At 62.5% G+C, this 26692-nt stretch carries 28 protein-coding genes; 19 read left to right on the forward strand and 9 right to left on the reverse strand.

The window, feature by feature from the left end; genetic code table 11:
- Positions 1-7: 7 nt before the first annotated feature.
- The 3 genes from C0398_02805 to C0398_02815 all read left to right on the forward strand — a co-directional run bounded on the left by C0398_02805 (position 8) and on the right by C0398_02815 (position 1790).
- Positions 8-973 (forward strand): hypothetical protein, encoded by a 966-nt coding sequence (locus C0398_02805; protein MBA4364922.1) that lies wholly within the window; start codon positions 8-10, stop codon positions 971-973.
- 353 nt (positions 974-1326) lie between these two features.
- The gene (locus tag C0398_02810) at positions 1327-1545 is read left to right on the forward strand and encodes a CopG family transcriptional regulator (GenBank protein MBA4364923.1); all 219 of its coding nucleotides are present in this window, start codon (positions 1327-1329) and stop codon (positions 1543-1545) included.
- Positions 1542-1790, forward strand: a complete 249-nt coding sequence (locus C0398_02815; GenBank protein MBA4364924.1) for a hypothetical protein — start codon at positions 1542-1544, stop codon at positions 1788-1790. Before C0398_02810 ends, C0398_02815 begins: the two co-directional genes overlap by 4 nt.
- A gap of 86 nt (positions 1791-1876) precedes the next feature.
- Here C0398_02815 and C0398_02820 read toward each other — a convergent pair whose 3' ends face one another.
- Both C0398_02820 and C0398_02825 read right to left on the reverse strand, forming a co-directional pair.
- The gene (locus C0398_02820) at positions 1877-2371 is read right to left on the reverse strand and encodes a metallophosphoesterase (GenBank protein ID MBA4364925.1); all 495 of its coding nucleotides are present in this window, start codon (positions 2369-2371) and stop codon (positions 1877-1879) included.
- 318 nt (positions 2372-2689) lie between these two features.
- On the reverse strand, positions 2690-3292 hold the full coding sequence (locus tag C0398_02825) for a hypothetical protein (GenBank protein ID MBA4364926.1): 603 nt from the start codon (positions 3290-3292) through the stop codon (positions 2690-2692).
- A gap of 294 nt (positions 3293-3586) precedes the next feature.
- Here C0398_02825 and C0398_02830 point away from each other — a divergent pair, with 294 nt between their 5' ends.
- Together C0398_02830 and C0398_02835 are read left to right on the forward strand one after the other, a co-directional pair.
- Positions 3587-5740, forward strand: coding sequence for a hypothetical protein (locus tag C0398_02830; GenBank protein ID MBA4364927.1), 2154 nt, complete (start codon positions 3587-3589; stop codon positions 5738-5740).
- Positions 5741-5884: 144 nt separating this feature from the next.
- Complete coding sequence (locus tag C0398_02835; GenBank protein ID MBA4364928.1) at positions 5885-6454, forward strand: nitroreductase; 570 nt, start codon at positions 5885-5887, stop codon at positions 6452-6454.
- Between the two features lie 22 nt (positions 6455-6476).
- On the opposite strand, the gene C0398_02840 is transcribed toward C0398_02835, so the two are convergent.
- Positions 6477-7043: a hypothetical protein gene (locus tag C0398_02840; GenBank protein MBA4364929.1), complete on the reverse strand. Its 567-nt coding sequence runs from the start codon at positions 7041-7043 to the stop codon at positions 6477-6479.
- An 88-nt stretch (positions 7044-7131) separates the two neighbouring features.
- On the reverse strand, positions 7132-7575 hold the full coding sequence (locus tag C0398_02845; protein MBA4364930.1) for a hypothetical protein: 444 nt from the start codon (positions 7573-7575) through the stop codon (positions 7132-7134).
- 373 nt (positions 7576-7948) lie between these two features.
- Here C0398_02845 and C0398_02850 point away from each other — a divergent pair, with 373 nt between their 5' ends.
- The 4 genes from C0398_02850 to C0398_02865 all read left to right on the forward strand — a co-directional run bounded on the left by C0398_02850 (position 7949) and on the right by C0398_02865 (position 11919).
- Complete coding sequence (locus C0398_02850) at positions 7949-9346, forward strand: hypothetical protein (protein ID MBA4364931.1); 1398 nt, start codon at positions 7949-7951, stop codon at positions 9344-9346.
- A gap of 299 nt (positions 9347-9645) precedes the next feature.
- Positions 9646-10167, forward strand: a complete 522-nt coding sequence (locus C0398_02855) for an O-acetyl-ADP-ribose deacetylase (GenBank protein MBA4364932.1) — start codon at positions 9646-9648, stop codon at positions 10165-10167.
- 130 nt (positions 10168-10297) lie between these two features.
- Positions 10298-10912, forward strand: a complete 615-nt coding sequence (locus C0398_02860) for a hypothetical protein (protein ID MBA4364933.1) — start codon at positions 10298-10300, stop codon at positions 10910-10912.
- Between the two features lie 152 nt (positions 10913-11064).
- Positions 11065-11919, forward strand: a complete 855-nt coding sequence (locus C0398_02865; protein ID MBA4364934.1) for a 4Fe-4S ferredoxin — start codon at positions 11065-11067, stop codon at positions 11917-11919.
- Positions 11920-11943: 24 nt separating this feature from the next.
- Here the strand turns inward: C0398_02865 and C0398_02870 are convergent, their stop codons facing one another.
- Together C0398_02870 and C0398_02875 are read right to left on the reverse strand one after the other, a co-directional pair.
- Positions 11944-13428, reverse strand: coding sequence for a hypothetical protein (locus C0398_02870; GenBank protein MBA4364935.1), 1485 nt, complete (start codon positions 13426-13428; stop codon positions 11944-11946).
- A 16-nt stretch (positions 13429-13444) separates the two neighbouring features.
- A complete protein-coding gene (locus C0398_02875; protein ID MBA4364936.1) occupies positions 13445-14812 on the reverse strand; it encodes an MFS transporter in 1368 nt (455 codons plus the stop codon).
- Positions 14813-14961: 149 nt separating this feature from the next.
- On the opposite strand from C0398_02875, the gene C0398_02880 reads away from it, so the two are divergent.
- The 5 genes from C0398_02880 (at position 14962) to C0398_02900 (ending at position 17491) form a co-directional block, all read left to right on the forward strand.
- Complete coding sequence (locus C0398_02880; GenBank protein ID MBA4364937.1) at positions 14962-15474, forward strand: hypothetical protein; 513 nt, start codon at positions 14962-14964, stop codon at positions 15472-15474.
- A 153-nt stretch (positions 15475-15627) separates the two neighbouring features.
- A complete protein-coding gene (locus C0398_02885; protein MBA4364938.1) occupies positions 15628-16182 on the forward strand; it encodes a hypothetical protein in 555 nt (184 codons plus the stop codon).
- A complete protein-coding gene (locus C0398_02890; GenBank protein ID MBA4364939.1) occupies positions 16179-16562 on the forward strand; it encodes an FMN-binding protein in 384 nt (127 codons plus the stop codon). Before C0398_02885 ends, C0398_02890 begins: the two co-directional genes overlap by 4 nt.
- A gap of 3 nt (positions 16563-16565) precedes the next feature.
- A complete protein-coding gene (locus tag C0398_02895; GenBank protein MBA4364940.1) occupies positions 16566-16973 on the forward strand; it encodes a hypothetical protein in 408 nt (135 codons plus the stop codon).
- A gap of 8 nt (positions 16974-16981) precedes the next feature.
- Entirely contained in the window at positions 16982-17491 is a 510-nt protein-coding gene (locus tag C0398_02900; GenBank protein ID MBA4364941.1) for a hypothetical protein, read from the forward strand.
- 67 nt (positions 17492-17558) lie between these two features.
- Here the strand turns inward: C0398_02900 and C0398_02905 are convergent, their stop codons facing one another.
- Both C0398_02905 and C0398_02910 read right to left on the reverse strand, forming a co-directional pair.
- Positions 17559-18731, reverse strand: coding sequence for a glutaconyl-CoA decarboxylase subunit beta (locus tag C0398_02905; GenBank protein MBA4364942.1), 1173 nt, complete (start codon positions 18729-18731; stop codon positions 17559-17561).
- A 4-nt stretch (positions 18732-18735) separates the two neighbouring features.
- Positions 18736-19230 carry an acetyl-CoA carboxylase biotin carboxyl carrier protein subunit gene (locus C0398_02910; GenBank protein MBA4364943.1) on the reverse strand — a complete coding sequence of 165 codons (495 nt, stop codon included), beginning with the start codon at positions 19228-19230 and terminating at the stop codon, positions 18736-18738.
- A 793-nt stretch (positions 19231-20023) separates the two neighbouring features.
- Between C0398_02910 and C0398_02915 the strand changes: the two genes are divergently transcribed.
- From C0398_02915 to C0398_02935, 5 genes are all read left to right on the forward strand, one after another.
- The gene (locus C0398_02915; protein ID MBA4364944.1) at positions 20024-20419 is read left to right on the forward strand and encodes a hypothetical protein; all 396 of its coding nucleotides are present in this window, start codon (positions 20024-20026) and stop codon (positions 20417-20419) included.
- Positions 20420-20426: 7 nt separating this feature from the next.
- Positions 20427-20837, forward strand: coding sequence for a hypothetical protein (locus tag C0398_02920; GenBank protein ID MBA4364945.1), 411 nt, complete (start codon positions 20427-20429; stop codon positions 20835-20837).
- Positions 20809-21789 (forward strand): hypothetical protein, encoded by a 981-nt coding sequence (locus tag C0398_02925; GenBank protein ID MBA4364946.1) that lies wholly within the window; start codon positions 20809-20811, stop codon positions 21787-21789. Before C0398_02920 ends, C0398_02925 begins: the two co-directional genes overlap by 29 nt.
- A 364-nt stretch (positions 21790-22153) precedes the next feature.
- On the forward strand, positions 22154-24022 hold the full coding sequence (locus tag C0398_02930) for a hypothetical protein (GenBank protein MBA4364947.1): 1869 nt from the start codon (positions 22154-22156) through the stop codon (positions 24020-24022).
- A complete protein-coding gene (locus C0398_02935; GenBank protein MBA4364948.1) occupies positions 24019-25599 on the forward strand; it encodes a hypothetical protein in 1581 nt (526 codons plus the stop codon). The genes C0398_02930 and C0398_02935 overlap by 4 nt, the downstream gene beginning before the upstream one ends.
- Before the next feature lie 85 nt (positions 25600-25684).
- On the opposite strand, the gene C0398_02940 is transcribed toward C0398_02935, so the two are convergent.
- Entirely contained in the window at positions 25685-26680 is a 996-nt protein-coding gene (locus C0398_02940) for a hypothetical protein (GenBank protein MBA4364949.1), read from the reverse strand.
- Between the last annotated feature and the right edge of the window lie 12 nt (positions 26681-26692).

Genomic DNA, 26692 nt, shown 5'->3' on the forward strand with positions numbered 1-26692 from the left:
TGAGACGTTGCTGAACATGAGCTCTTCTGTGATGAACTGTGGGAACCAAAACCCGCGACGGCCGTCCAATTGCACGAAGGATGGTGACCCCAAGGGCCGCCATATGGAGGTGAAACCGATGAAGAGACTGTTGATCATCCTCATGATAGCTGCGCTGGCACTTACTGTGAGCGTACGCCGGGTGAATGCGGCCGACCCGCTCGCAGGCATCCGCTACGCGCCGCCAACGGCAACGCTGACGACAGGCAAGCTGTCGTATATGCCGAGCGAGGCCATCGACTGGCGCTACACCCTGTACAATGGCAACGACCAGCCTCTGGTCCTGACCTTTACGTCATCCCAGGTCTATGATCTCGTTCTGCGGGAAAGCGCCGGCAGGATAGTTGCCCGGTGGTCGACTGACCGGATGTTCGCAGACGTCATGAGCACCCGCACCGTCATGATGGGCGAGACTATGGAACTCAAGGGCTCGTGGCAGCTGCCCAAGGAGCTCGCTCTCGGCAGCTATGACCTGGAGTTCGTGCTGACCAGCACGACCACCGAACCGACTGGAGCGAAGACACAGTTCGCGGTCGGCAAGGCAAGCATGGTAGACCTGGACGTCAAGTTCACGACGGACAAGCTCATCTACCGCGTGGGGACGACCATCAGGGTCAAGTACACGATCACGAACCTGACTGACAAACCACTCGTTCTGACCTTCCCCTCCTCACAGCAGTATGACTGGACCGTCACCGACGCCGAAGGCAACCTCGTCTACCGGTGGTCAAAGGGCAAGGCATTCGCCCAGGTCGTTACGCAGCTCACCATCCCCGTTGGGACCAGCGACGACTTCGAGAGCTCCTGGCTCATCCCACCGGACCTCAAGCCCAATGGCTTCTACGTTCATTTCACAGTACTGGATGACGGCCTCGGCGTCCTGAAGACGCAGCGACGTGCCGTCCTCATGGGCAGTACGCCCCCTCTCAACTAGATGCAGATGCCCCCTCACACGAGGGGGCGTTTTCATTTCCCCCACTGTAACACTCTCGGGACGGTTCCGGTTCTGTAACACTCTGGGGACGGTTCCGTTTCAGGCAAGAGTGCTGCAGTCGAATGTGCCATCCCCGCGTATGCTAGCCCCTCAATCTGTCATTCCCGCGAAGGCGGGAATCCATCTTGTATCCGTCATTCCCGCGAAGGCGGGAATCCAGTCCTGACCAGGAGTACTTACCACGTTGGCCGCTATTTGCCTGCTGACCCCGTATCCTCGCTGTTGACTGTTGACATCTGCTGCATATGTAATACATTGTCGTCTGTACAGAATGAACGAAAGGAGGCTACGCCATGGCGACTGAAGGAATCATCTCTCTCCGCATTGAGGGAGACCTGAGGAGAAGGATCGATGAAGTTGCTCACCGTACAGGACGCTCGAAGGCATGGGTCATTAGGAAGGCTGTCGAGTCGTATCTTGAGGACATCGAGGACATCGAAATGAGCGAGCAGCGCCTTGCTGACCCAAAAGACAACGTCATCTCCGCTGAAGAGTTGACGTCACTTCTATGACCATCTCTGCGAAGGAGAGCGTCAGGAAAGACTTGGAAGACCTTTTCGACAAATCCGAGGACGGGCGCCGCGTATGGTCTGTGGTCGTGAAGGCGATACAGGCTGGCAAGTACGAGCACCTGAAGGGCAACCTCCGAACGTTCTACCGTGTCCGTGTGGGCAACTACCGCGCAATCTTCATCCGGATCACCGACGGAGTGCTCGTCACCCGCATTGCTGACCGAAAAGACGCGTACAAGGAGTGACCTCTCGGGATTCCACTCCCTGACCCTCTCATGATTCTGTCTGGGCACGCCCGAGAAGTCGGTCGCAGGACCCGGGCAGCACCTTCCTATAGCTCGTAGCCCTCGGCGGTGACCACGCCGTCTGCCAGGTCCACGACTACGTAGGTCGCCGTGCGGGCGGGGAAGCGGCCTGCAATGCTGCCCGGGTTGACGAGGAGGATGCCGTCCTGACGCTCGATGAGACGGCGGTGCGTGTGACCGAAGAGGACGACGTCGGCGCGGTCCTTGCGCCCCTGCTCGAGGAACGACTCCACGCCGTACTTGGTGCCATAGCAGTGACCGTGGGTCATGAAGATGCGCCTGCCGGCAATCCGCAGGAGACGCTGGAGCGGGAACAACGCACTGACGTCGCAGTTACCCTGCACGGCATCGAAGCGAACGGACGGATACGCTGCGCCCAGAGCAACGACGTCGGCCTCGCCATCCCCGCAGTGAAGCACGCGGGTGACCTCGGGATGCTGAAGCACCGCCTCCTTCAGATTGGACGTGTTGCCGTGCGAATCGGAGACGACGAGGATGTGCATGCAGGAACCTCCTGTCATAACGCGCTATGACCACCATCATACCAGACGCCGCAGGGATTGCCATGACGGCCAGTGGCACACGAAGGAATGGATTCCCGCCTCCGCGGGAATGACGGATCCAAGGACGAAACTGGGTTCCCGCCTGCGCCGCGAAGGCAGGATCCTTTCGCGACGAGGAAGTTCTCGGGGAAGCAGCGAGGGCAACTCTCGCTGCAACACGTTCAGCACAACTGTTACAACAACAACGACTGTCCCCTGTTACACAGTTTTGGAACCGTCCCGAGAATGTTACACCTGTGAGGGAATGACGGAAAAGCGCACTATGAAAGGACCCGGTCAGGAAGGCCGGAATATTCGCATGAGTATTTCGGGGTCAGGCATTGCTGCCATGGTCCCACCCACCTTCAGCGAGGCGAGGCCGAGGATTGCTGCAAAGAACGTCTGAACAAGCTCCGCAGGATCTCCCTGCGCTATCTGGCCCTTCTGCTGGCCCTGTTCGATCACGTGGACCAGCATGTCGAACGGTCTCCCTGGGCCATGCGGATGCTCGATTGGCAGAATGGGATACACACCACTCGTCATGGCCTCCATCATAAGGACGAAGGGGTATCCTGCCGATTGCTGCTCCCCAACGCTCTTGAAGATTCGCGCGACCAGGGCTCGCATCTTGTCGATCGGCTCCCCGGCGTCTGCATTCACGAGCTCAATCACGCGTCTCGAGGAATCGACTGCATCCCTGACCAGTTCGGCGTAGATCTCGTCCTTCGACTGGAAGTAGTGGTACATGAGCCCGTAGCTGATGCCTGCTTCTGTCGTGATATCGCTCATCTTTGCGGCAGCGAAGCCCTTGTGGATGAAAACCTTCAGGGCAGAGCAAAGGATCTGCTTCTGTCTGTCATCCTTGATCTGTATGTTTGCTTCTTCACTGCGAGGTGACATCTGCACGACCCCCTATGATTGACTTGTCAGTCAACGAAGTGAAAGTGTATGCCGTGTTGCGCAAGAAACAGCGGGAAGACTTCACGGTTTGAACACCGTTTGACCGCGAATACATTTCGCTTGACTAACGTTTGCTGTATTCTATCCTATACCAAGAGAGACAAATAGCCGCACGGGTCTGCAGATGGCGCGAAACGGTCCGCGCAATGGGAGAAGTGCTATGCAGCTTGGCACGCCACTTGAACTGCTGATGGTTCTTTCCTGTGCACGGAACATGCGCGGGGGAGGTGCCCGGTGACACGTGAGTCCTTTGTCGCGCTCGTCGGCAACGCCGCATTGCTGCTGGCGCTGGTCTATGTCTATGACCTGCTGAACGTTGTCCGCTGGATATCGGGTACGTGGATACGGCAGGTGATCGCCGGTATTGCCATCGGCGCGAACGGCATCTTCGTCATGCTAATGCCCTGGACCTTCGTGCCCGGCATCAACTTTGACACGCGGTCCGTCCTGCTGGCCATCTCGGGGCTCTTCTTCGGCACGATCCCCACGGTGGTCGCGGTCCTCATGACCGCCGCGTTCCGGCTGATCCAGGGCGGAGGCGGCGCGTGGACAGGTGTCTCCGTCATCGTCGCCTCAGGCGTCATCGGCGTGGCCTGGCGGCTTGCGCGGCGGCGCCAGTTGACCAGCCTTTCGTTCAGGACGCTGTACGCGCTGGGACTCGTCGTCCACGCAGTCATGCTCGCGCTGATGTTCACGCTGCCACTGTCGACAGCCCTCAGGGTCCTCGGCAGCATCGCCTTTCCGGTCCTAGTCATCTATCCCATCGCGACCGCGGAATGTGGCATGCTCATGGTCGACCGGCTGCGGCGTGAACAAGCGGCTGTAGCCGTCCGCGAGAGCGAGAGCCAGTTCCGGGCTCTCTCCGAGCAAGCGGCCATCGGCGTGACCAAGACGGAGACGGCGACCGGCAAGTACGTCTTCGTCAACCAGCGCTTTGCCGACATCGTCGGATACGCGCGAGAGGAACTGCTGACGATGAGCTTCCACGACCTTACCGACCCCCATGACCTGACCGAAGACCTGAACAACGTGGACCTCCTCGTCGCGGGCAAGATTCATGAATACTCCATGGAGAAGCGCTATCTTCGCAAGGATGGCACAGCCGTCTCGGTCAACTTGACTGTTTCCCCGTTGTGGAACCCGGGAGAGCCACCACTGCACCTCATCGGCCTCGTGGAAGACATCACCGAGCGCAAGCAGGCAGAGGCTCAACTCCGTCAGTCCCAGAAGATGGAGGCTATCGGAGAGCTGGCAGGAGGAGTAGCTCATGACTTCAACAACCTGCTGACCGGCATCCTGGGCAACATCGCCCTCATGCGCAGCAGCCTGCCCCCAACAGACCCGTTGCTGGAAAACCTGAACGCAGCCGAAACCGCCGCCCGTCAGGCTGCCGACCTCACGAAAGGCCTGCTGACCTTCGGCCGCAGGGCTGTGGTCTCAGCGGTACCCCTCGACATGGCAGAGGCGGTCGACACGACGCTGGTTATGCTGAAACAGTCACTGCCGGCCACCATCGATATCGTCCGCGATGTCGAGCCGACAACCTGGAGCGTCCTGGCAGACCGCTCCCAGATCGTACAGGTGATCCTCAACCTGGCCGTCAACGCACGCGACGCCATGCAGAGCAAGGGGACACTGACGATACGTACCAGGAACGAGGTCTTGGGACAGGAATATGTCCAGAAACATCCTCTCGCACGCCCAGGGGAGTTCGTCCACCTGAGCGTCGCTGACACCGGCCCCGGCATCCCCGACGAGATCCGGGAGCATCTCTTCGAACCCTTTCACACGACCAAACCCACAGGTTCCGGGACCGGCCTGGGTCTGTCCATCGTGTACGGTGCCGTCAAGCAGGCAGGTGGATGGGTGACCGCAGACTCGCCTCCCCCTGAGGATGTTTGTTCAATCCGAGGGGTGCCTCAGGCTGCGGGCACCGTGTTTGACATCTTCCTGCCGCGCTGTCTCGACGATCCATCCACAGCAGCCGTACCAGCCCGCTCCGCCGTCAACGTCTGCAGCGGAACCATTCTGGTCGTCGAGGACGAGCCGGTCGTCAGCGCCGTCGCCCAGGCCCTGCTGACACGCAGTGGCTGCGCGGTCCTGACAGCCGGGGACGGGGCATCTGCCCTGGCCACGTTCCGGGAGCACCCGGGCACCGTCGACCTCATCCTGCTGGACATGACCATGCCGGGCATGACGACCGACGACATCGTCCAGGCGATTCGTGACATCGATGCGCACGTGCCGGTCCTGCTGACCTCGGGCTATACCTCAGGCGACACCGTCAAGCGCATGCTCGACGAGGGGACCGTGCAGGGGTTCCTAACCAAGCCGTACGAACTGCGTGAGCTGCTGAGCACCATCAACCGGCTGCTGCAACGATCCTGAGCAGGCGCATCCGTCGGAACGCGTCGACAGGCACAGCGTTGCAGCACTTAGCCCGATGGCTACTTGCTGGAAACTGCGACGTCTGGAAGAAGCAGGTTCCAATTGACTCAGAAGCAGAGGACCGACGATGAACAGGGGGCTGCCATGATAAGGGATCTCGTTTTGAAGAACAGGAGTTACCGCAGGTTCTACGAAGATGTCGACGTAGACTGCCAGACGCTGAGGGAGCTTGTCGACCTTGCAAGACTATCCGCTTCTGCCGCGAACAGACAACCTCTGCGGTACATGCTGTCTTGCACAAAGGAAAAGAATGTGTTGATATTTCCGACCCTTGCTTGGGCTGCATACCTCAAGGATTGGAATGGACCGTCCGTCGGAGAGCGCCCTTCAGCGTATATCGTCATGCTTGCAGACAAGGAGATCTCTGCGAATTTCAACTGGGATGCCGGCATCTGTTCCCAGAGCATTCTCCTTGGAGCGGTAGAACTAGGTCTTGGTGGCTGTATCATTGCCTCCGTCAACAAACCCAGTCTCAAACAGGCGCTCAACATCCCCGACCAGTACGAAATCGTGTTCGTTCTGGCACTTGGCAAGCCAAAGGAGAAGGTTGTCATCGAGCCTGTCCCTTCGAATGGAGACATCAAGTACTGGAGAGATGCCGAAGAAACCCACCACGTTCCAAAGCGGTCTCTTGAAGATCTGATTATCGGCTAGCAAGCTCCTTCAGGCAGGGAGCCTACTCGTCAGCTTTCGTCTGGGCCGGCTCTTCGTCCCCCTTGAATTCCCTGCTCTGCTGGATGAGGTTCTTGACCCAGTCGGGCAGCTTGGAAAAGACTGCGTCTTCGCCACCGTCGATATCGTACAGGACCACAGGGTTGACAGCGTCGGGGACAACCATGCCCTCGGGGACGCTCATCACGCCTGCTATGTATGCGTATGCCTTCTCAGCGTTCTCGCCGTGGAGGATCGAGAGCAGACAGGCAGCGCCCAGCATCGAACCAAGGGCGAACCCGTCGCGTTCTTCCTTGACGGTGACAGGACGGCCAAGCCAAGACTCCAGGTCCTTCCTCAGGCTGGCCTTGTCGTTAAGGCTCAGGGTGTACTTCTTGGAGATGATGGCGGGACGCCCGTCGTCCGTCAGATCTGCGGGCAGCTCGAACTGAACCATGATCTTGTTCGCCCACCTCCCGAACTTCTCAGAGTACTGCGTCCCCAGGTCGATGACGCCGTAACAGCGCGCGACATGCGTCCCGGTGGGGATGACTCCCTTCTCTCCAACTTCGTTCTTCGCGATCAGTCCCATGGTGCTCTCCTTTGCCGCCCTGCGGCTTGTCGGCCAAGTCTGTGCTCCCAGAGTCAAGTATAGGCGGTGGAGCCCGCGCGGCAAGCCACTAGCGCGGCAAGGTGAAGATGGACGTGCCCCGGACCTGGACCAGCACGCTGGTGGTCGCCCCCGTGGCGTTGATCATGACGACGACGGTGTTCTTGCTGAAGAGGGCATTGCTGGACGTCTCTGCGGCGCCGGGTCCTGACACAGGGAACTCCGGAACATTCCAGTGCTCCGTTGCACCAGTGGCGAACGCGGAACGGTAGAACTGCACGACGTCCTGAAAGGGAAGGCCGGACTGGATGTGGACCTCGACGACACGCACCAGGTCGTCACTCCGGGCTGTCTTGCAGGACGTGATGGTGCCGGGGACGATCGGGACGTCCTCGGGGAATCCTCCGGGAAGTGACGTACCGAAATCGTACTCGCGGAACGTCAGCCTCGTCGCCAGCGTCACGGCGAGAAGGAGCCCAACGGTGACGACTATGATGCGACCTGTCCGTGTCATACCTGCCGCCTCCTGCCGTGCTTGCGCCGCGGCTTGAACTCTCCTGCGCTGCCACGAGTATACGCCGGCACAGCGGAATTGCGATGGCGCGCTTGTCCCATTCCAGCTGGCCGGCGAGAGACTCCCGCTGATTCATCCTGCCCACGCTGGCCGGCATCAAGCCCCTTCAGTGTCGGTGGGTTCCCGCCTTCGCGGGAACGACAAACCTGCAGCAGATCGCCGGAAACTAGTGTGTCCCAGTTGCAGAGTCGACCTCCGCTTTCACAATTTCGTGTACGCGGCAGGACCCCCACGGCGTACTACAAGTGCCAGCTTCCCGAGAGGATTCCTCCGGACAACCCTGGCACAAGGAGATACTACCGTGAGAACGCTTATGCTTGTCCTGCTCGTCATTATGATCCTGGCGGTGTCGGTCGGCTGCTCCACGCAGTCGGCTGCCACGTCCAGCGACAGCTCGACGCCGACAAGCACGACAACATCCGGCACCACACCGCCGACTGGAACGCCGCCAACCGGGGCCGCACCTGGGGCAGGCTCCTCGGGCACCAGCACGGCCACCAACATCAGCGGCGCGTTTGCACTCAGCTCGGGCACCAAGAGCACGACGGCACAGTCCTACACGGCCACTAAGGCCGACCAGTCCGCCATCTATGTCACCGGGACCGGCGTCCTGACTCTGACGAACCCCACGGTCACCACCAGCGGCAGCACCTCGTCTCAGGGAAACAGTAGCTTCTACGGCCAGAACGCCCGCGTTCTGGCCGCGGGCGGCGGCACCATCCATATGACCGGCGGCACCATCACGACCACCGGTGCAGGCGCGAACGGCGCCTTTTCCACGGGAACCGGATCACAGGTTACACTGAGCCAGACGACGATAGACGCAAAGGGAGATGGTGGGCATGCTGTCATGGCCACCCAGGGCGGTTCGATGACGCTCAGTGACGTGAAGATGACAACAGCTGGCAAGAATTCTGGCGCCATCGCCACAGACCGCGGCGGTGGGACCATCACGGCCACCGGCGGTACGGTCGTCACCTCCGGCCAGGATTCGCCTGCCGTCTATTCGACCGGCGCCATCACGGTTGCGGGTGCGACCCTTACTGCCACCGGGTCCGAGGCGGCGGTCATCGAAGGAGCGAACTCAATCACCCTCAACAACTGCGTCACCACCTCGACCTTTGCGAACAAGTGGGGTGTCATGATTTTCCAGAGCATGTCCGGCGATGCGGAGGGCGCGCGTGGCGTGTTCACCGTGACGGGTGGCTCGCTGAAGTACACCGCTTCGCCCGGCCCCCTGTTCTATGTCACCAATACGACGGCCATCATCACACTGAAGGACACGGACGTGTCGGTGGCTTCTGGCATCCTCATCAATGCCGCCGGCGGCACCAAGTGGGGCACATCAGACTCCAACGGCGGGATCGTGGAGTTCACCGCTGATGCACAGACCCTGGCGGGCAGCGTGGTGGCCGACAAGATCAGCACGGTGGCCCTGACCCTCAAGAACGGTTCTTCCCTGACGGGGGTCATCAATACAGCCAAGACAGCCAAGTCCGCGAGCCTGACGCTGGATGCCTCCAGCACGTGGACGGTCACGGCCGATTCCCACCTGACAACCTTGAGCGACACGGCGGGCATCTCCGGGACAATAATCACCAATATCATCGGGGGCGGCCACACAGTGACCTATGACAAGAGCGCCAACCCAGGGCTGAGCGGCAAAGCCTACACCCTCAGCGGTGGCGGTGTCCTCAAGCCTGCCTCGTAGTCTCTCCGAAACGGGTGTATGACTAGAATCCCCCGATGCGTATGCATCGGGGGATTCGCTTTCTGACCGCGGCGCACAGGAGACAGCGTGACCTGAAGCCCTGAGGGACACTTCGACCCCATGCCTCGGCATCCCAGCATCGTGGTCCTGGAACCCCGCGTCGCCACAGCCAACGCGCCACGGCATTCTGTGTGTTTGCGCGCCCTTCGGTAGTGGGTATCATGCTGGTGTGCCCGCCACCACGGCGGGCGAGAGAGCGAGGTGCGTACATGATCGAGAAGTCGAGGAAGGTTGACCGCCTGTCGATGGAACTCGGGGACATCACCCGGTTCAGGGGTGACGCCATCGTCAACGCCGCCAACGAGTCGCTGCTGGGCGGGGGCGGCGTCGACGGCGCCATCCATGCCGCCGCAGGGCCCGACCTGCTGGCCGAATGCCGTACCCTGCACGGATGCGCAACCGGCAAGGCGAAGCTGACCGGCGGGTACCGTCTGCCCACACGGCACGTCATTCATGCGGTCGGGCCGGTGTGGCACGCCGGCACGCACGGTGAGGAGGCGCTTCTGGCTGGCGCATACCGGTCCTGTCTCGAGCTGGCTGAACAGCATGATCTGCAGACCGTCGCTTTCCCAGCAATCAGCACCGGCGTGTACGGGTATCCCCTGGAAGAGGCGACACGCATCGCCCTGCGGACCATCCTCACGTGGCTGGACGAACACCTCCTGCCCGAACACGTCACCTGCATGTGTTACAACCAGCGCACCCTGGAGACGTACGAAGGCGTGCTCGCGTCGCTGCTTAAACACGAACGTAACGCCTGACTGCAACATCGGTTCGGTGATGCTACGCTGTGTGTTCGTTCAGGATTGTCAAGATGTCGTATTGACTTCTCCTGTTGCGCACGGGGCAAGAGTGCGGTATCATGGTCGTGACATCCCAGTGAGGTGAGCGGTGAGTACAACACGCATGCACAGAAACGGAATCAGCAGACTGACCATCCTGATCGCGGCCCTGGTGGTCGTCCTCGTCGCCGTCATCGTCGTCACGGCTTTGCAGGACGCACGCAAGAAAACACCTGGCACGAGCACGCCGACTGGTCCCAGCACGCTAGGCACCGGGTACGTCGTGCGCCCTTTCAGCGCCAGCGACCTGAACGGACGCATCGTCGACAACACCTTCTTCGCAAGACAGCGCCTCACCATGGTCAACGTCTGGGGGACGTTCTGCGGCCCCTGCATCCGCGAGATGCCCGACCTGGCCCAGCTCCCCGCTAAGTTCCCTTCCGCCGACTTTGCCATCCTGGGGGTCATCGCCGACACGCCGGACGCGGCGAACGAGGCCACCGCGCGCCAGTTGACAGGCTCCACGGGCGTCACCTACGCGAACGTCATCCCGGACCGTTCCATCATGACCGAGATGTTGGCCGACGTCAGCGTCGTGCCGACGACCTTCTTCGTCGACCACACAGGGACCGTCGTGGGCGAAGTATTGACCGGATCACGCACCAAGGCCCAGTGGATGAGCGTCATCCAGGGTATGCTGGCGAACCTCCCCGCTGGGTCGTAGCAGGGTGAGCACACGGGTCAGGATCCTGCGGGTCTTCCTGCTGGTCCTCTCCATCCTCGGTATCGTCCTTGGCGCCATGAACGGCGAGGTCCGCACGGTGATCACGAAGGCCATCAACGTGTGCCTGCAGTGCATCGGCATCGGGTAGGCGCATGAGCTCACGCAGGACTGCGTTCCAGGGTGTCACCGCCGTCCTCCAGAACTCATGGTTCGCCGGGTTCCTGCGCGGCCGCATCTGGCGGGGGTCCAGCAAGGCCGTGTGTGTCCCGGGGCTGAACTGCTACTCGTGCCCGGGCGCCTGGGGTTCGTGTCCCATCGGCTCACTGCAGGCGGTCTTCAACCGGGCCAGCGACCGCATCTCACTGTACGTCGCCGGGCTCATCGGGCTCTTTGGCGTCGTGCTGGGGCGCCTGGTCTGCGGATGGCTGTGCCCCTTCGGCCTCATCCAGGAACTGCTGTACCGCATCCGTTCACGCAAGGCGCGCGTCGGCCCCACACGGCTGCGCTTCCTCAAGTACGCCGTGCTTGTCGTCCTGGTCATCCTGATGCCACTGCTGGTGCGGGATGCGTTCGGGGTCGGGGACCCATGGTTCTGCAAGCTGGTGTGCCCCGCAGGGACGCTGGAAGCTGCCCTGCCCCTGATGGCTCTGAACGCGTCGCTGCGCGGTGCCGCAGGATGGCTGTTTGCGTGGAAGGCAAGTCTCCTTGTCGCGACAGTGGCTGCGTCGGTGGTCGTCTACCGTGCGTTCTGCCGATTTGTCTGCCCGCTGGGTGCCATCTATGGGCTGTTCAACCGCGTCAGCTTCGTCCAGCTGACGTTGAACGAGGATACCTGTACGCATTGTGGCGCGTGCGCGGACGTGTGCAGAATGGGCGTGGACCCATCCGTGCATGCCACCGACCCGGAATGCATCCGGTGCAGCGACTGCGTCGCCGTCTGCCCGGTGCACGCCCTGTCCCTGGGCCTGCCGTCCGGTCAGCGGAAGCAGCGAACCGTCACCGACTGAGTCCTCTCACCTGTCCCGGCGCCGTTACGCCTGCAAGTGCAGTGCCTCCACCGCATGCCAGAAGTGCCGGAGGTCATCAGGGCTGGTGTCCCCCGTATGTGCAACAACAAGGCCTGCTGGTCCCATGCCCACGTCGATGCCACGGCGCTCCAGCATTGCGTACAGGTCCTGGACGTCCACCCCGGCCGGCGGCCTGAGAACCGTCAGCGTCGAAGCCTCGTGCCCGGGTGGGGCCACAACGCCAAACCCGTGGAGGGCGGCCTGCTCCCGGAAGCTCCGGGCGATCCCGTCGCACCGCGCAAACCGCGCTGGCAGTCCCTCGGTGTAGATGCCGCGCAGAGCTGAACGGAGCGCAAAGACAAGACTCGGAGGCACCTCGGCGCCCGTCGGTGAGGACCACCGGGTCAGTTCGATGTAGAGTGGCGCAGCTGCGTCACGCCGCACCTTGCGCTCGCTCAGGCGGCTGCTCACCGCTGCCAGCACGAGTCCCGAGCATCCGCCCAGCGCTGAGGCGCTGTCTGTGAACACGATGTCGGCGTGCCAGTCGTCCATGTGCTGGGGCATACACCCAGTAGCCCATGTCCCATCCACCATGAGCAACGCCTGCGGAGCCACCTCACGGATGACTGGGGCATAGTCGTCGATCGGAGCGGCGACACCGCTGTCTGCGTCCACGTGGGACACGATCACGGCGGACGGCCGTGTACCCTCCAGGCGCGCGCGCAGGACCTGCAGGTCGATGCTGCCGCTGTCCTGCGCCTGCAGGACGTCGACGACGCGGCCACGGCGCGACACCACGTGCGCGATGCGGTCGCACTGCGGGCCATGCCCCAGGACAAGGACGACGGCCCCTGGAGGTGACGCTGCGACGACCGCAACCTCCATGCCCAGAGACGCTGCTCCGGGAACGACGACGATGCTGGCCTGCTCGGTCCCGAACAGAGGCATCAGTCCATCGCGGCACTCGGCATCTGCACGCTCCACTTCGCTCCAGCTCTCGAACGACGTGGCTGACGCCCGCAGGACGTCCTCGGCAGTACGTGCCCGTCCCGGGACCAGCAGGAGGTGCCTGCCCGGCAGGGGAAGCTCCTCGCCGGGGAACAGGACAGCTCCGTTCAGCCGGACCAGTGCAAGCTGCTCCTCCTCCGGGACACCGGCGTCGAGCGTCGGCAGAACCGGGACTGTGCCTGCGTCTTCCTCGGCCTGCCACTGCTGCGTGTACGGCATGAGCGCCCGGACCATGTGGTCGAGCTCGCGCACAACAGCGTCCAGCGGGTGCCCTGCCCGCCTGCCGGCCGCGATGGCGTACTCCAGGAAGAGGCGCTTCCGGACGTAGGCAGACCACGCCTCGTCGGCATCCATCCGGGTGATGACCTCGTCCGGCAGGAGGAAGGGAACCTGCTCGGAGGAGACCCGCCCCGTGCTCGCTGCCCTGTCAAGGACAGTCTGCCACAGCGTGTCCAGCTCGTCCCGTACGACGGAAGATGCCTGTCCCTGCTTTTCTGTCATGATCGTCCTCCCTGTGTCAGTGTGCTATCTCGCGTGCTGTACCCGATATGACGACGTCCGGAAGCAGTTCCTCGGCGTCCCACAGCTGATGAATGAAGAAGCCGGCCACTGCCGCGGCCGTCCCCAGCACCCCGAAGACAACGAACATCGCGGCCATCCCTGCGCCGGGGCCGGTGCCAACCAGCGGTCCGAACAGCCTGGTCAGACTTCCTCCCGGCATCATGGCCGGCTCGAACACGTGGTCAGCCATCCATCCTGAGGCGATCATGGCCACGGGGGTGACGACCTGCGACAGCTGCATGCGCGCCGAAAACACGCGTCCCTGTACGTCGGCCGGCACCTTGCACTGCCAGATGGACTGGCTGAGCCCGTTCATAACAGGCATCGCCATCGACCCGACAAACCCGGCGAATGCCCACACGGGCAGCGACCTCCCCAGCCCCACGAAGACGGAGCCGATCACGGACGCCACGACCATCGCCCACAGGATGCCCGTCATCTTGTGCCTGGGCCCACTCCAGACGATGAGCAGGAAACCACCCAGGCCAAATCCCACGGCCGATGCCGACTCGGTCAGCCCCAGGACCGTGGCCGCCCCGCCCGAGCGCGCAAGGAGCATGGCGCTCCAGACGCCGTGGCAGAGCATGGCAACCATGTTGAACACAATGAAGAGCATCATCAAGGACAGCAGCGGCGGCCGGGCGAAGATGTAGCGGAACCCGAACACCGCCTGTCTCCACCACCTCCCGCGCTCCTCCACTCGCTCGGTCGACGGCATTGGGCGAGGGATCTGCACGAAGGCGAGCACGCCGACCGCAACGACGCACGAGACGATGTCGACGATGAGGACGATTGGCAGCCCGACGGACGCAACCAGGACTCCCGCGATGGCCGGACCTGCGATGCCGGAGGCTGACTGAGCGATGGACAGCATGCCGGAAGCACGGGCATAGTGCTCCTTGGGGATCATTGTGCTGATGGCGGCCGAGTATGCTGGCCACTGGAACGCCTGGAACGAAGCCGAGAAGATGCTGGTCACGTACAGGTGCCACACCTGCAGGCGTCCAGTCGCGAAGAGGATCAGTACGGCCAGCGTGGCGAACCCTGAGGCTGCGTCACTGACCGCCATGGTCACCTTGCGGTTCCAGCGATCGACCAAGATCCCCACAAGCGGCATCAAGAAGATAGTGGGCGCGAATCCACAGAATGCGAGGACGGAAAGCGTCATAGCACTGCCGGTCGCCTTCCATGCCCAGACCGTGAGGGCGAATTGCGACATCGCCGTTCCGATGAGGGAGACGACCTGTCCCGCCCAGACGATGACAAAAGCGGCCATTCCCTGCGGCTGAGGCATATGGTTGGAGCTTCCGGGCAGTGCGTTCATCCAATGAATATCATACGCGTGAACCCCTTGGCGACAACACCCGGGCTGTCCGAGATGACTGCTTGCACGTGGTCGGCGCGGTTCTATACTAACTGCAGAAACACGGCACTCGGGAGAGACTCCAGACTACAGATCACAGGAGGGGTTTCATGGACGCGCTGATCGTGTACTACAGCAGAAGTGGATCGACGAGGACCGTGGCGGCCGCACTGGCGCACGGCGTAGGGGGGACTCTGCGCGAGCTGGTCGACGCAAACGCCCGGACAAACCTGTTTGGAGCCGCCATGGCCGCACTGTTCCGCAGGCCCGCCCGTCTTGTGAACCCCAACTACGACGTTGCGGGCTATGAGACCGTCGTGATCATGACCCCTATCTGGGTAGGGAACCCGACCCCGGCCGCCAACACGTTCCTGCGGACTGTCGACCTGACCGGCAAGAAGGTCCTGATCGTGGCCCTTGGTGAGAGCGGCGAAAACCTGGGAACCTCCAGCAAACTGGAGAAGATGGCTCGCGACCGCGGCGGCCAGGTCATCGGCGTCCATCACATCCATGGCCTCAACTCCTCGGGAAAGGCGGGCCCCTCTGCCACAGCCGAGGAACTGCAGAATCAAGCCCAACGTCTTGCAGACGTGCTCCGCGAACCCCACAATCAGGAGAGTTGACCATGCGCCTCGTCGACCGTTCTAGTTGGCGGCCCTGGCCCGTTCCTGCCCTGTCGGGCACACGCCTGCGCCGCTGCCCTGTACGACCCCACTTCTCCCCTGCTATACTGCTGTGGCAATGTCACCATCAACTCACCTTGACAAGGGGGTAACATGAATGTTCTGATCGCGTACTACAGCAACGAAGGCTCAACAGCCAAGGTTGCCGAGGGCTTGGCGCAGGCCACCGGAGGTACCATTCGTCAGCTCGTCGACAAGAGGACAGCAGGGCCGGGCTCCATAGTGGCAGCATTGCTGGGCCTCGGGACCCGGCTGGTCGGCCCCGACTATGACGTCAGCGGTCGGGATGTCGTCGTCCTCATAACCCCCGTGTGGGCGGGCAGTCCCACGCCTGCCATCAACACGTTCATTGCACGAGCTCCTCTCCGTGACAAGCGCGTTTTCTTTGTCAGCGTCGGCATCAGCCCGACGAATCCCCGTGCCATAGCACGTCTGGAACGCCGTCTCAAGGGCCGCGGCGCCCTGGTCGTCGGCCACCAGGAAGTCCTGGGCAGACGGCCGAAGATGAGCGACCCTGCCAAAGGCAAGGAATCCCAGGGCCCCACACAGCCTGACCTCACCGACGAGCAGCTGGTCGCATCGGGGACCGCACTTGCCGGCACGCTCGAGACGGCACTGGCGTCACTTGTGAACGAGGCTTGGTCATGAAGCGCTTCCTCACGCGGCTGCTCGTGGTTATCGCGGCGGTCGCTTTTGTCCTGTTCTGGATCGTGGCCCTGTATGGTGGTACCTTGAACCGGACGTCAGCGCGCGTTACACTGACGCCGCTCGACCTCACGAACGTTGCGGACGGAGTCTACGAAGGCGGTGCCACGATCCTGCACGTCGCTCCCAAGTTGCGAGTGACGGTCGCCGCGAGAAGGATCACTGAGATCACTGTCGTGTCTCCCATCTACGGCGATGTCAGCGGACTGATAGCACGAGTCATCAAGGCTCAGTCCTTGAATGTCGACGGCATCTCGGGGGCAACGATCAGCACGAAGGCTGTCCTCAAGGCCATCGACAACACCCTCACGGCCCAACCCTAGCCCATGTCAGCTCCCACGCGTCGACACCCTCGACTGCTGCGGACACTCCTGATCCTGGCTGTCGTGCTGGTGGTGTGGTCTCTGGTCTCGCAAGTCACCTACGGGCCATGGCTGCGGCGGACAGCCAATGCCCTGGTCCTGCGATCGCCCGTCATATCGTACCGGTATCCCGGTGTCTACGAGGGCAGTGCGCGGGTCGGGCACGTCGCAGCGAAGGTCCGCGTGACCATGGGGTCCCAGGGCATCACTGCTGTCGAGTTCCTCCAGCGGCCGTCGGGCAACATGGACCCACTCATTGCCGAGGTCGTGCGGACAGGGTGGGTCCTCGTCGATGTCGTCACGGGTGCCACCGTCAGTCAGAAGGTCACGCTCAAGGCCATCGACGATGCCCTCATGAAGCAGCACCCGTGACGTGAGCAGTGAACCTGCTCATCATCTATTACAGCCGCGAAGGGTCGACTGCACTGATCGCCCGCGGTCTGGCAGAGGCAACCGGGGGCACCTTGCGGGAGCTGGTGGACAGCCGCACGATGGCAAACGGCGGCATGTTCCGCGCTCTGCTCGCTGCCCTGCTCGGCCTGGGGACCACACTGGTGAACCCCGACTACACGGTCGAGCCATATGAAGCGGTCGTGATCATGACGCCGGTCTGGCTGGGCAATCCAGCTCCCGCGGTCACGACGTTCATCAGCAACGTGATCCTGAAGGATAAGAAGACGTTCATCGTCGCTGTCGGCGGGACCGCAGGCAACCCGGGGGTCGTCGCCAGGCTGGAGAAGCGGCTGAGGGCACGCGGAGCTTCCGTCGTCGGGCATGGCGAAGCGCTGGGGTACATCCCGGACCCCAGAGCCGTGCGTCCGCCGGACGAGGAGTTGGTGGCTGAGGGCGTCCTGCTCGCAGAGATCGTCCGGCAGGCGTTCGAGCCATAGCCCTGCCCGTCGGCAGGGACGCCGGCAGCGTACAGCTGCCGGCGTCCCTATACAAGGGTTACTCTCGCTAGTGACCCAGCAGGCTGATCATGATCCCCGCCGCGACGGCAGTACCAATGACGCCGGCGACGTTGGGACCCATTGCATGCATGAGGAGGAAGTTGGCGGGGTTGTCCTGCTGGCCGACCTTCTGGCTGACGCGCGCGGCCATGGGGACGGCCGAAACGCCCGCTGAACCGATGAGCGGGTTGATCTTGTGTCCGGACAGCACCCACATCAGATCGCCCAGCAGCATCCCACCCGCAGTGCTGCATCCGAAGGCGACGACCCCCAACACGATGATGTAGAGCGTCTTCAGGTTGAGGAAGGTCTCTGCATTCATAGACGCACCCACAGCCACGGACAGGAAGATCGTGCAGATGTTGATGAGCTCGTTGGCAGCCGTATTGCTGAGCCGCTCGACCACGCCGCTCTCGCGCATCAGGTTGCCCAGCATGAGCATGCCCACGAGGGGAGCCACCGGCGGCAGGAGGATCCCAATGACGAAGGTGGTGACGATGGGGAACAGGATACGCTCGAGCTTGCCCACGGGGCGCAGTTGTTTCATGACTGTGCTGCGCATCTCGTGGGTGGACAGCAGACGCATGATGGGTGGCTGGATCAGCGGCACGAGGGACATGTACGTGTAGGCGGCGACCGCGATCGGCCCCAGTAACTCCGGGGCAAGCTTTGTGGCGGTGTAGATAGCCGTCGGCCCGTCCGCTCCACCGATGATGCCGATAGCGGCGGCCTGGCCGAGGCTGAAGTGCAGCAGCTTGGCGACGACCATGGCTACGAAGACGCCCACCTGCGCCGCAGCGCCCAGCAGTAGCGACACCGGGTTTGCCAGAAGCGGGCCGAAGTCTGTCATGGCGCCGATGCCCAGGAAGATGAGTGGGGGAAGGATCTCGGACTTGACCAGAAAATAGAAGAAGTCGAGCAGTGCCGTTGGCTTGACGGTGCCGGTCAGGTCACGGACATACTCGGGGTTGATGCTGTAGAAGGCGCCCCTGGCCGCCGGGATGTTGGCAAGGAAGCAGCCGAACGCAATCGGCAGCAACAATATTGGCTCGAAGTCCTTGGCGATGGCCAGATACATAAGGACACAAGCCACGACCAGCATGACGGCGTTGCCCAACGTGAAGTTGTAGATGCCAGAGAAGTTCTTGAAGCCCTTGAGTGCTGTCAGAACAACATCCATAGCTCTACCTCATCCTCAGGAGCGGCTCGCCCGTCTTGACGGACTGGCTGACCTCGACATGGACCTCGCCGACCACGCAGTCACGCGGGGCGAGGATCTCGTTTTCCATCTTCATGGCTTCGATGATAAGGAGCGTGTCACCCCGCTTGAACGCCTTTCCTGGAGCGGCAAATACCTTGAGGATCTTGCCGGGCAATGGTGACTTCATGAGGTTCGACGTGTCGGTCGCGTGCGCAGAAGGCGCAGGATGGGATATGGCTGGGAGAGAAGGTGGGGCAACAATAGGGTGCTGCGCAACAGGCGCGAGAGGTTCCGTGACCTGACTCACAGACTGTACCAGAGGCTGTGCGCCAGCTATCTTCTCGACCCCTACGTCGAACACCTTCCCATTGACCGTGATTCTGAAGGCGCGGCCTTGCGCTGTCGCCGTCCTGAGGTCGCCCTCGTCCAGACCAACGGCGAACGCGCCATCTGTCCCTAGATGGCCAGAGTCAACCATGATCGGCACCGCTGATAGCCGTTGGGCGTCCTCACCGGTTGCAGGCACGCTCTGAATCATCGGGAGTTCGGACGCAGGCTCATCCCCGGCCGCGGCGTCCACTTGGGTGTCTTCGTCGTCCTCAGCGGACCCCTCATCCCGGGACCCACGGCTGAAGAACCTCAACCCAAGGCAGACAAGCATGAGAAACGCCAGGACCGCAAACACCACCAGGATGTCCACAAGGGACAGCCAAAGGCTCGAAGCAACAGTATCCGGCATCGCCATCATCTCCCCGCTTCCTATTCTCTGCTTCCGCATGGAAGGAGTCTGGCTTCACTCGATGTCCCGGCAAACGGCCTCGACACTAATCCCAACTACTTCCAGTCTATTGTATCGCATTCTGAAATGAATCAACGGCAAGAAGGGGTTGGAGGGCACGGCGAGGGTGTAACAATCTCGGGATGTATGCTTTCTCAATAATATGAAAGAGGGCTGCAGACGCTCGTATATCAATGATCCATGCTGATGACAGTACTTCCCTAATACTGAGCGTCTTCATGTTTTCTTCGCTATCTCATGATGTGCCTCTTGACATTTATCTACAGCTTAATATTATTTAGGTGCAACTGAGCAAAACCTTACCAGGAGGCACGAGATGACCGACACGACGACGAGACTGATGGACATGGTGCATGGTGGCCGGCTCGACAAGACAACGGCGGCGCTGCTGTTCAGCGTCATGTGGACGGTCAGCGGCAAGCGCGAGTACATCATCAGGGACTGACCACACATCCGAGACCAGGAGGACAACATGTCACAAGAACAAGAAAGGATCGAACGCATGGTCCAGCAAGGCAAGCTCTCGCGTGCCGAGGCAGACCAACTGCTCGCGACCCTCGAGCCGCAGGAATCCGGGCAGTCCCGCCTACCCATCCAGGGGGCACAGCCTCGCGCACGCCGGACGTTCCGGATCCATGTCGACGAAGCCAGCGGAGAACATGTTGACCTCGGGTTTCCCATGGCGCTTGTGGGCGTTGGCCTGAACATCCTTGCCCGCAGAGGAACAGCGACGATCGACATCGACGGCAAGGCAGTCCCCATCGACATCGAGGAGATCAGGCGTCTGATCGCGGACCCTGCCTTCGTCGGTGAACTGATGAACGTTCATACGGGCGACGGAGCCAGTGTCGTCCTCAGCGTCGAGTGAGGCTGCCATGAAGCGTCTGCCGACGACGTGCCCGTCCTGCGGGTCACAGCTGGAGATTGCCGAGCTGCACTGCCCCGCCTGTGGCACGACTGTGCGAGGAGCGTACCCGCTCGACCGGTTCGCGGCGCTGTCTGCCGAGGATGAACAGTTCCTGCTGACCTTCCTGGCGACCCGCGGAAACCTGAAGGAAGTCCAGGACCGCCTGGACCTGTCCTACCCGACCGTGCGCGGTCGTCTGGACAAGGTGCTTGCGGCGCTGGGGCTGGTCAGTGACGACAAACCCGCCGAGAAGACCACACGCAAACCCGACGTCATGGAACTGCTGGACAAGCTGGAAGCCGGCGACCTGAGCGTCGATGCGGTCCTGAAAAGCATCAAGGGAGGAAGCGATGAGCCGGGCGCAGGAACGACTGAGTGAACTGAAGGACAAGGGACTCCTCTCGCAGGAGCAGTATGACGAATTGCTGGTGGCTCTTGGCACGGTGGAGAGCGAACTGCCGCAGGTTCCACAGACGCCTCGTCTGCCAGTTGAACCTGTAGTGCCGACAGCCCCCGTGCCGCCCGTGACTGTCTCGTCATCGCCACAGGCAGTGGGCCGCCGTCTGAGCGTGCACCTGATCTCTGAGGACCTGCACGTGCGCGGCGTCCAGGGGCTCCCAGCTGTCCGGGTCGTCCGGGGTCAGTCCGCCGTCCGGACCCGCCAGAACGGTGACGTTGTCGAGGTCGAGTCGGGGTTGACGGCAGGCGAATTCCACGGCTTCTCGTTCAGTTTCGGATTCGGCAGCGACGGCGATCCAGTGGAGCTCGAGATACCTGCCGACATGCCGTGCGAGCTCAAGACCGTGTCCGGCAACATCACTGTTAGTAATCTCAAGGGCGAAGTCGTCGTGCGCAGCGTGTCCGGCGACGTCGACGCCAGCAAAATGACGCGCCTCATGTCTGCACAGGCGACGTCGGGCGATGTCAACTTGGACGAGTGCCTCGTGGATGGCGACATCGTGAGCAAGTCGGGCGACGTCGACATCCGGAACTCGACCGTCCGTGGCATGATCAAGTCATATTCGGGAGATGTGTCCGTCCTCAACGCCGTCCTGAACGATGCCGACGTCCTCAGCTTTAGCGGGGACGTGAGCCTGGAGGGTGTGAAAATCCAGAGTGGCGCCCGTCTGAAGACGACCAGCGGCGACGTACGCGCAGAACTTGACCAGCACGACGTCATGGTGGACGTCGAGACACGGTCGGGCGAGGCAAGCGTCAGGGGACCAGGCGTCGATGTCGAGGTTCAGCGGCAGCGCATTCCTGTGGGTCTGGCGACCGTCGAACTCTCGGTCCGCACCGGCAGCGGCGATATCGAGGTCAGACTGACATAGTTCTCCTTCCGAAAACGGCACTACCGACCCCCGGTCATCGCAGCCGGGGGTTCGCATTCTCAAGCACGACGCGCAAACCTCGTGGCCTGTCATTCCCGCCCGTGCCATAATCCAGTCGTGTCACGACGCATGGGTCCCCGCCTCCGCGGGGACGACGGAAAGAAGCAAAACCGCCCGTTATGTGCCATACCCCCCGCGCACACACACAAGTCCTCTAGTCTGTCATTCCCGCGCCTGCGGGAATCCATCTGTTTTGTCCAATGGCACGGCGAAGATGTAACAGTCTCGGAACCGTCCCGAGAGTGTTACACTTTCCACAGTGTTCTCAGATATACTTTCGGTACCCTGAACAGTGGAGGAACCAATGTTGGCCAATGGCAACTATCTGAGCGTATGTGCGTATGACTGTCCCGACTCGTGCGGCATGGTCGCAACGTGCAGGGATGGCCGACTCGTGGAGTTGGAAGGACGGAAGGACAACCCGTACACGCGCGGCTTCATCTGCCACAAAGGGCGCCGCTGGGTCCGTGATCTGCGGGGCCAGGACCGTCTGACGTCGCCCCTGGCACACCGGAACGGCAAGTTCGTCCCGATCGGCTGGGACGAGGCCCTGGACATGACGGCACAGGCAATCCGCTCAGCCACCTCGCGTCACGGTCACCAGTCCTTCCTCTTTTACGAGGGTTCCGGCAACCTGCTCATGGGCAACAAGGTTCAGCACCTGCTCCCGCTAATGCTGGGAGGCGGCACCATGGCTACCGGGTCGCTGTGCAGCTCCGAGGGCAAGGTCGGGCTGGCGCGCAGCTATGGCACGGTCGGCCGCGACCAGCCGCTCGCAGCGTTGGCAAGCAAGTCCATCCTGCTGTGGGGTCGCAACCCGGCTGAGAACAGCGTCCACTTCCTCGCTATTCTGCACGACGCCCGCCGAGCGGGTGCCCGCCTGGGGACCATCGACGTCCGCGCCACGCCCACGACGGCGGTCAGTGACTCCGCGTGGGTCGTGCGCCCCGGATCGGACCTGACGCTCGCCCTCTACCTGTGCCACGAGGCCATCATCCTCCATGGCGAACCGCAGGCGGCACACGAGGGATACGAAGCGTTCAGGGAAGCGTGTCTGCTGGTGTCCGCCGAGGATGCGCAGTTGGCCACCGGCCTCTCCGCCGAAGCCCTGCATGCGCTCGTGGGCTTCGTGGTGGACCAGTCGCCCCTCAGCATCTGGACCGGCGTCGGTCTCCAGCGGACCCGGTGGGGCGCCGACCTGATCCACACTATCGACACGCTGGGCTTTCTCCTAGGCAGTCACGGCGTCCCCGGTGGCGGCGTCTGGTTCGAGCAGGGCGACGATGACTTGCTGCCGGACGACTTCGCGACCGTGCCCGGCGCTCAGACCCGCTTCGTGCCGCGTCCCAGCCTGGGGGCGTCGCTGCTGGAAGCCGACCCACCCGTCGAGGCTGCGATGTTTGTGAGGGGCAACCCCGCGTCGCAGTGCCCGGACGCTGGCAAGGTGCTGCAATTCCTGGAGCACTGTCCCTTCTCGGTCTGCCTGGACTGGCACATGAGCGTGACTGCCCGCGCCTGCACGCTCGTCCTGCCGACGACGGTGTTCCTGGAACGCGGCGACGACTACGTCATGAGCTACTTCCATGACGTGCTGCAGAAGACGACGAAGGTGGCGGAGCCCCCCGAGGGCGTCCGCGACGAGCTGGACATCGTCCGGGACGTCGCCCTCCGGATTGGGCTGCCGGACCGGTTTACAGCCGATTGGGCGCGGCTGGCGGACGTCGAAAACGACCCCCGGCTGATGTCTGCGGGTCCCGGCATGTGGCGCCTCGCAGAGGTGCCGCGCATCCGGGGCACGTTCCACTTCCCCTCCCTCGTGCCCGACGTCCCCGCCCTGCCGGGTATGCTGCGCCTCATCACGGTGCACGTGCGCGACTACATCAACGGGGTCGACCCAGCCCAGGCACGGGAACGCGTCCTGCCTCCCGTGGCATCGGTGTCCACGCAGCTTGCGCGCAAGCGCTGCCTCATCGAGGGCCAGAAGGTGACCCTGCGCAACGCGCTGGGTTCGCTGGATGTGCGCATCCACCTGGACAAGAGCATCGCCACTCAGACCGTCGTGCTGCCACAGGGGGTGGAGGGTGTCAACCTGCTCGTCACTTCCGGACTCACGCCGGATGGCAACTCCTGCATCAACGACAGCTGGGTCCTGATCGAGCCCGCACAGCGATGAAGCGGCAGGACAAGCCCGCAACCACCGCGCCCATCGCAGAGGGTACCGTGCCCCGCACGGAACGGGCCGACCCTTCGCTGGAGGTCATCTCCTACGCCGTCGGGGCCTTGGCGAACGCCTACGGCGAAGCGCAAGACAAGGCCAAATTGCTGCCGCGGCTGACAGCCGCCGCCGTCCGTGTCGCCGCCCTGGCAGTCGGGGACGAAGCCGGCGAACAGCTGACGCGTCTTGCGCGCATGCAGAAAGAAGCCGCGCGCCTCGCGGCCGAGCACCTGGAGCGCAAGAAGCAGCTCTCGTCGGCAGCCGTGGCCCTGGCCCCGTCCACCGACTGGAAAGATGCGCGGTCGACGCTGGACCGGCTGATGCACGAGTGGCGCCTGACAGGCTGGTCGGACGACACGGCGACGGCCCCCTTCCGCAAGGCGTTCAACGACGCCGTAGCGACCTTTACGCGGAGGCAGGAGCAGTGGTTCGACGAACAGCGCATGCGCGGTACCCCCATCCACGAGTACCGCGAGTACCTCTGCACACGCGCCGAGCAGCTGCTCGACGAGATAGACGACACGATGTGGGCAGCCTCGAGCGAGCGCCTGAAACAACTGGCTCAGCTGTGGAAGAAGATGGCACGACACCAGGAGGAACCAGTCCTTTCGGCGCGTTTTGCCGCCGCTGAGCGCGCCTTCGAAGCACAGCGGGACGCATGGTACGATGCCAATCACGCGCGCAAGGAGAAGCTGCTGCACCGCATCGAGACCCTGACGGACACCACGAATGGGCTCGTATGGGAATCAGCGCGGCGCGAAGTCGCGGACATCGAGGAACACGACTGGCGCGAAGCAGGGCAGTTGCCCCATGACCAGCATGAGATCATGGAACGTGAACTCCGGACCGTCCTCGCCGCCTTTCACATCCGCCAGAGTGAAGCCGAACGCGAGGCCCTGAAGCAGAAGGAGAAGGTCGTCGCCCGCATCCGGGCGCTGGCTCAGCGCCCCCTGGACAACTGGAAGGCGACGCGCGCCGTCCTGCTGGAGCTGCAGCAGGTGTATATGGATGTCGGTCCGGTCGCCACAGACAGCGAAGCAGACTTGCTGCAGGCATACCGAGCGGCCTGCCAGGCTGTCGCCGGCAAGCTGGGAACGCTGCGGGGGAACAGCACGGAGAAGCGGGGCGACGTCATCCGCCTCATCCGCGAGCTGACCGACAAGGCCGGCAAGGCTGTCTCATGGCGCGACGCCCGGGACAAGGTTCTGATGCTCCAGAAGCAGTACATGGGTGCCGGACCCGTCGCGCACGCCGAAGGCGAGGGCCTGTGGCAGGAATACCGGGTCGTCTGCGACCGCTTCTTTGAGCTCTACCGCTCCTGGACCGGCGAGAACGTCGAAGTCAAGGAACGGCTGTGCACAGAAGCGGAGGCTCTCCTGGACGAGCGGGACCCGTTCGAGGCCAAGGAGAAGGCCAAGAGACTCCAGCAGCGGTGGAAGTTCTCGGGGCCCGTCCCGCCCGAAGAGAATGAGGCGCTGTGGACCCGCTTCAGCGAGGCCGTCGACAACGTCTTCGAGCGAGCCCGCACCGAGTGAGAGGACATCCACGGCACCTGACCCGAATTGTGAATCCCATAGTGCCTGACCCCAAGGGATTCACAATTGGTAGAGGTCTGATTCGTTACAGGCCGTACTCCTGGCGTGCCAGCTGGAGCAGCGTCTTGGTGTAGCTGGACATGCGGCCCAGCGGAGTGCTGAGCTCCAGGTCATAGGCTGCCTGGTCGGTGCCGGACTTGGCAACACGCAGGGCGAACACATCAACTGTCCATGAGTCCTTGCCATCAACGTTGTTGCCGAAGAACGTCGTCTCCATCGGCCAGAGCGTGCGAACCTCGGGCCTGCCCAGATAGGCGCCGCGGCGGCATAGCCAGCTTGGCGAGGTTGCTATCGCAATGTCCAACGGAGCGGTAGTCCGCAACGCGCCGACAAGCACCGGACTGTTGCGCGCGACCATCACGCCCTGATACTCCTCCAGGTTGTAGTGATGGTTGGTCGCTGATCCCATGAGCGCGCCGAAGTTGCCGATACCCTTGAAGATAAGGCCGGTGGGCGCAGGAACACCGTGATAGGGCTGCGTCGTATCCTGTACGTAGTGCATGGCCCGCGCAAGGTAGCGGAAGGTCCAGTACAGGTCGCCCTTCTCTTTGGCTTTGCCTGCCAGGTCGAAGAAGTACTGCGCCCGTGATGGTGCAACGCCGAAGCGCAGCCAGCCCAGGCCATAGTACTGGTGGCGCCAGCCCTGGGAACCACCCGTCAGCACCTGGAACGGGCTGAAGTTGAGATCCTGGTCCATCTTCCAGTCCGGCTCGTCTGCATAGTTGGTCAGGATGGCGGCGGCACTGGTCACTGTGCCCGGCTTGCCCTCGATGTATTGCAGGACAAAGTTGGGTCCGATCGCGGCGGTATCCACGTCCTCGTAGGTCCACGGCGTAATGGCAATGGTGTCATAGGCCTTGAGCCACTCCTGATCACTGATCATAAGCTTCGTACAGGCTCCGTGGCTGTTCCAGGCGTCCACCGGACTCGCCAGGCAGAACAGCGCAAGGGCGACGACAAGTGCAGCACACAGCAGTTTCCGATTCCTCTTCATGACTCCCCCTTTGTCGAGCGTTCCCATCGCTCGTTTCTC

Origin of the sequence: Coprothermobacter sp. (genome assembly GCA_013824685.1) — a bacterium.
Classification (GTDB): domain Bacteria; phylum Caldisericota; class Caldisericia; order Cryosericales; family Cryosericaceae; genus Cryosericum.

What these genes read in the sequence shown, in the direction of transcription:
- C0398_02835 (MBA4364928.1), top strand. Translation starts at nt 5,885, where the DNA reads ATGATAAGGGATCTCGTTTTGAAGAACAGGAGTTACCGCAGGTTCTAC.
- C0398_02880 (MBA4364937.1), top strand. Translation starts at nt 14,962, where the DNA reads ATGGACGCGCTGATCGTGTACTACAGCAGAAGTGGATCGACGAGGACC.
- C0398_02845 (MBA4364930.1), bottom strand. Translation starts at nt 7,575, where the DNA reads ATGACACGGACAGGTCGCATCATAGTCGTCACCGTTGGGCTCCTTCTC.
- C0398_02875 (MBA4364936.1), bottom strand. Translation starts at nt 14,812, where the DNA reads ATGAACGCACTGCCCGGAAGCTCCAACCATATGCCTCAGCCGCAGGGA.
- C0398_02850 (MBA4364931.1), top strand. Translation starts at nt 7,949, where the DNA reads ATGCTTGTCCTGCTCGTCATTATGATCCTGGCGGTGTCGGTCGGCTGC.
- C0398_02940 (MBA4364949.1), bottom strand. Translation starts at nt 26,680, where the DNA reads ATGGGAACGCTCGACAAAGGGGGAGTCATGAAGAGGAATCGGAAACTG.
- C0398_02905 (MBA4364942.1), bottom strand. Translation starts at nt 18,731, where the DNA reads ATGGATGTTGTTCTGACAGCACTCAAGGGCTTCAAGAACTTCTCTGGC.
- C0398_02930 (MBA4364947.1), top strand. Translation starts at nt 22,154, where the DNA reads ATGTTGGCCAATGGCAACTATCTGAGCGTATGTGCGTATGACTGTCCC.
- C0398_02840 (MBA4364929.1), bottom strand. Translation starts at nt 7,043, where the DNA reads ATGGGACTGATCGCGAAGAACGAAGTTGGAGAGAAGGGAGTCATCCCC.
- C0398_02890 (MBA4364939.1), top strand. Translation starts at nt 16,179, where the DNA reads ATGAAGCGCTTCCTCACGCGGCTGCTCGTGGTTATCGCGGCGGTCGCT.
- C0398_02870 (MBA4364935.1), bottom strand. Translation starts at nt 13,428, where the DNA reads ATGACAGAAAAGCAGGGACAGGCATCTTCCGTCGTACGGGACGAGCTG.
- C0398_02910 (MBA4364943.1), bottom strand. Translation starts at nt 19,230, where the DNA reads ATGGTTGACTCTGGCCATCTAGGGACAGATGGCGCGTTCGCCGTTGGT.
- C0398_02865 (MBA4364934.1), top strand. Translation starts at nt 11,065, where the DNA reads ATGAGCTCACGCAGGACTGCGTTCCAGGGTGTCACCGCCGTCCTCCAG.
- C0398_02820 (MBA4364925.1), bottom strand. Translation starts at nt 2,371, where the DNA reads ATGACAGGAGGTTCCTGCATGCACATCCTCGTCGTCTCCGATTCGCAC.
- C0398_02920 (MBA4364945.1), top strand. Translation starts at nt 20,427, where the DNA reads ATGAAGCGTCTGCCGACGACGTGCCCGTCCTGCGGGTCACAGCTGGAG.
- C0398_02885 (MBA4364938.1), top strand. Translation starts at nt 15,628, where the DNA reads ATGAATGTTCTGATCGCGTACTACAGCAACGAAGGCTCAACAGCCAAG.
- C0398_02935 (MBA4364948.1), top strand. Translation starts at nt 24,019, where the DNA reads ATGAAGCGGCAGGACAAGCCCGCAACCACCGCGCCCATCGCAGAGGGT.
- C0398_02925 (MBA4364946.1), top strand. Translation starts at nt 20,809, where the DNA reads ATGAGCCGGGCGCAGGAACGACTGAGTGAACTGAAGGACAAGGGACTC.
- C0398_02825 (MBA4364926.1), bottom strand. Translation starts at nt 3,292, where the DNA reads ATGTCACCTCGCAGTGAAGAAGCAAACATACAGATCAAGGATGACAGA.
- C0398_02915 (MBA4364944.1), top strand. Translation starts at nt 20,024, where the DNA reads ATGTCACAAGAACAAGAAAGGATCGAACGCATGGTCCAGCAAGGCAAG.
- C0398_02895 (MBA4364940.1), top strand. Translation starts at nt 16,566, where the DNA reads ATGTCAGCTCCCACGCGTCGACACCCTCGACTGCTGCGGACACTCCTG.
- C0398_02815 (MBA4364924.1), top strand. Translation starts at nt 1,542, where the DNA reads ATGACCATCTCTGCGAAGGAGAGCGTCAGGAAAGACTTGGAAGACCTT.
- C0398_02810 (MBA4364923.1), top strand. Translation starts at nt 1,327, where the DNA reads ATGGCGACTGAAGGAATCATCTCTCTCCGCATTGAGGGAGACCTGAGG.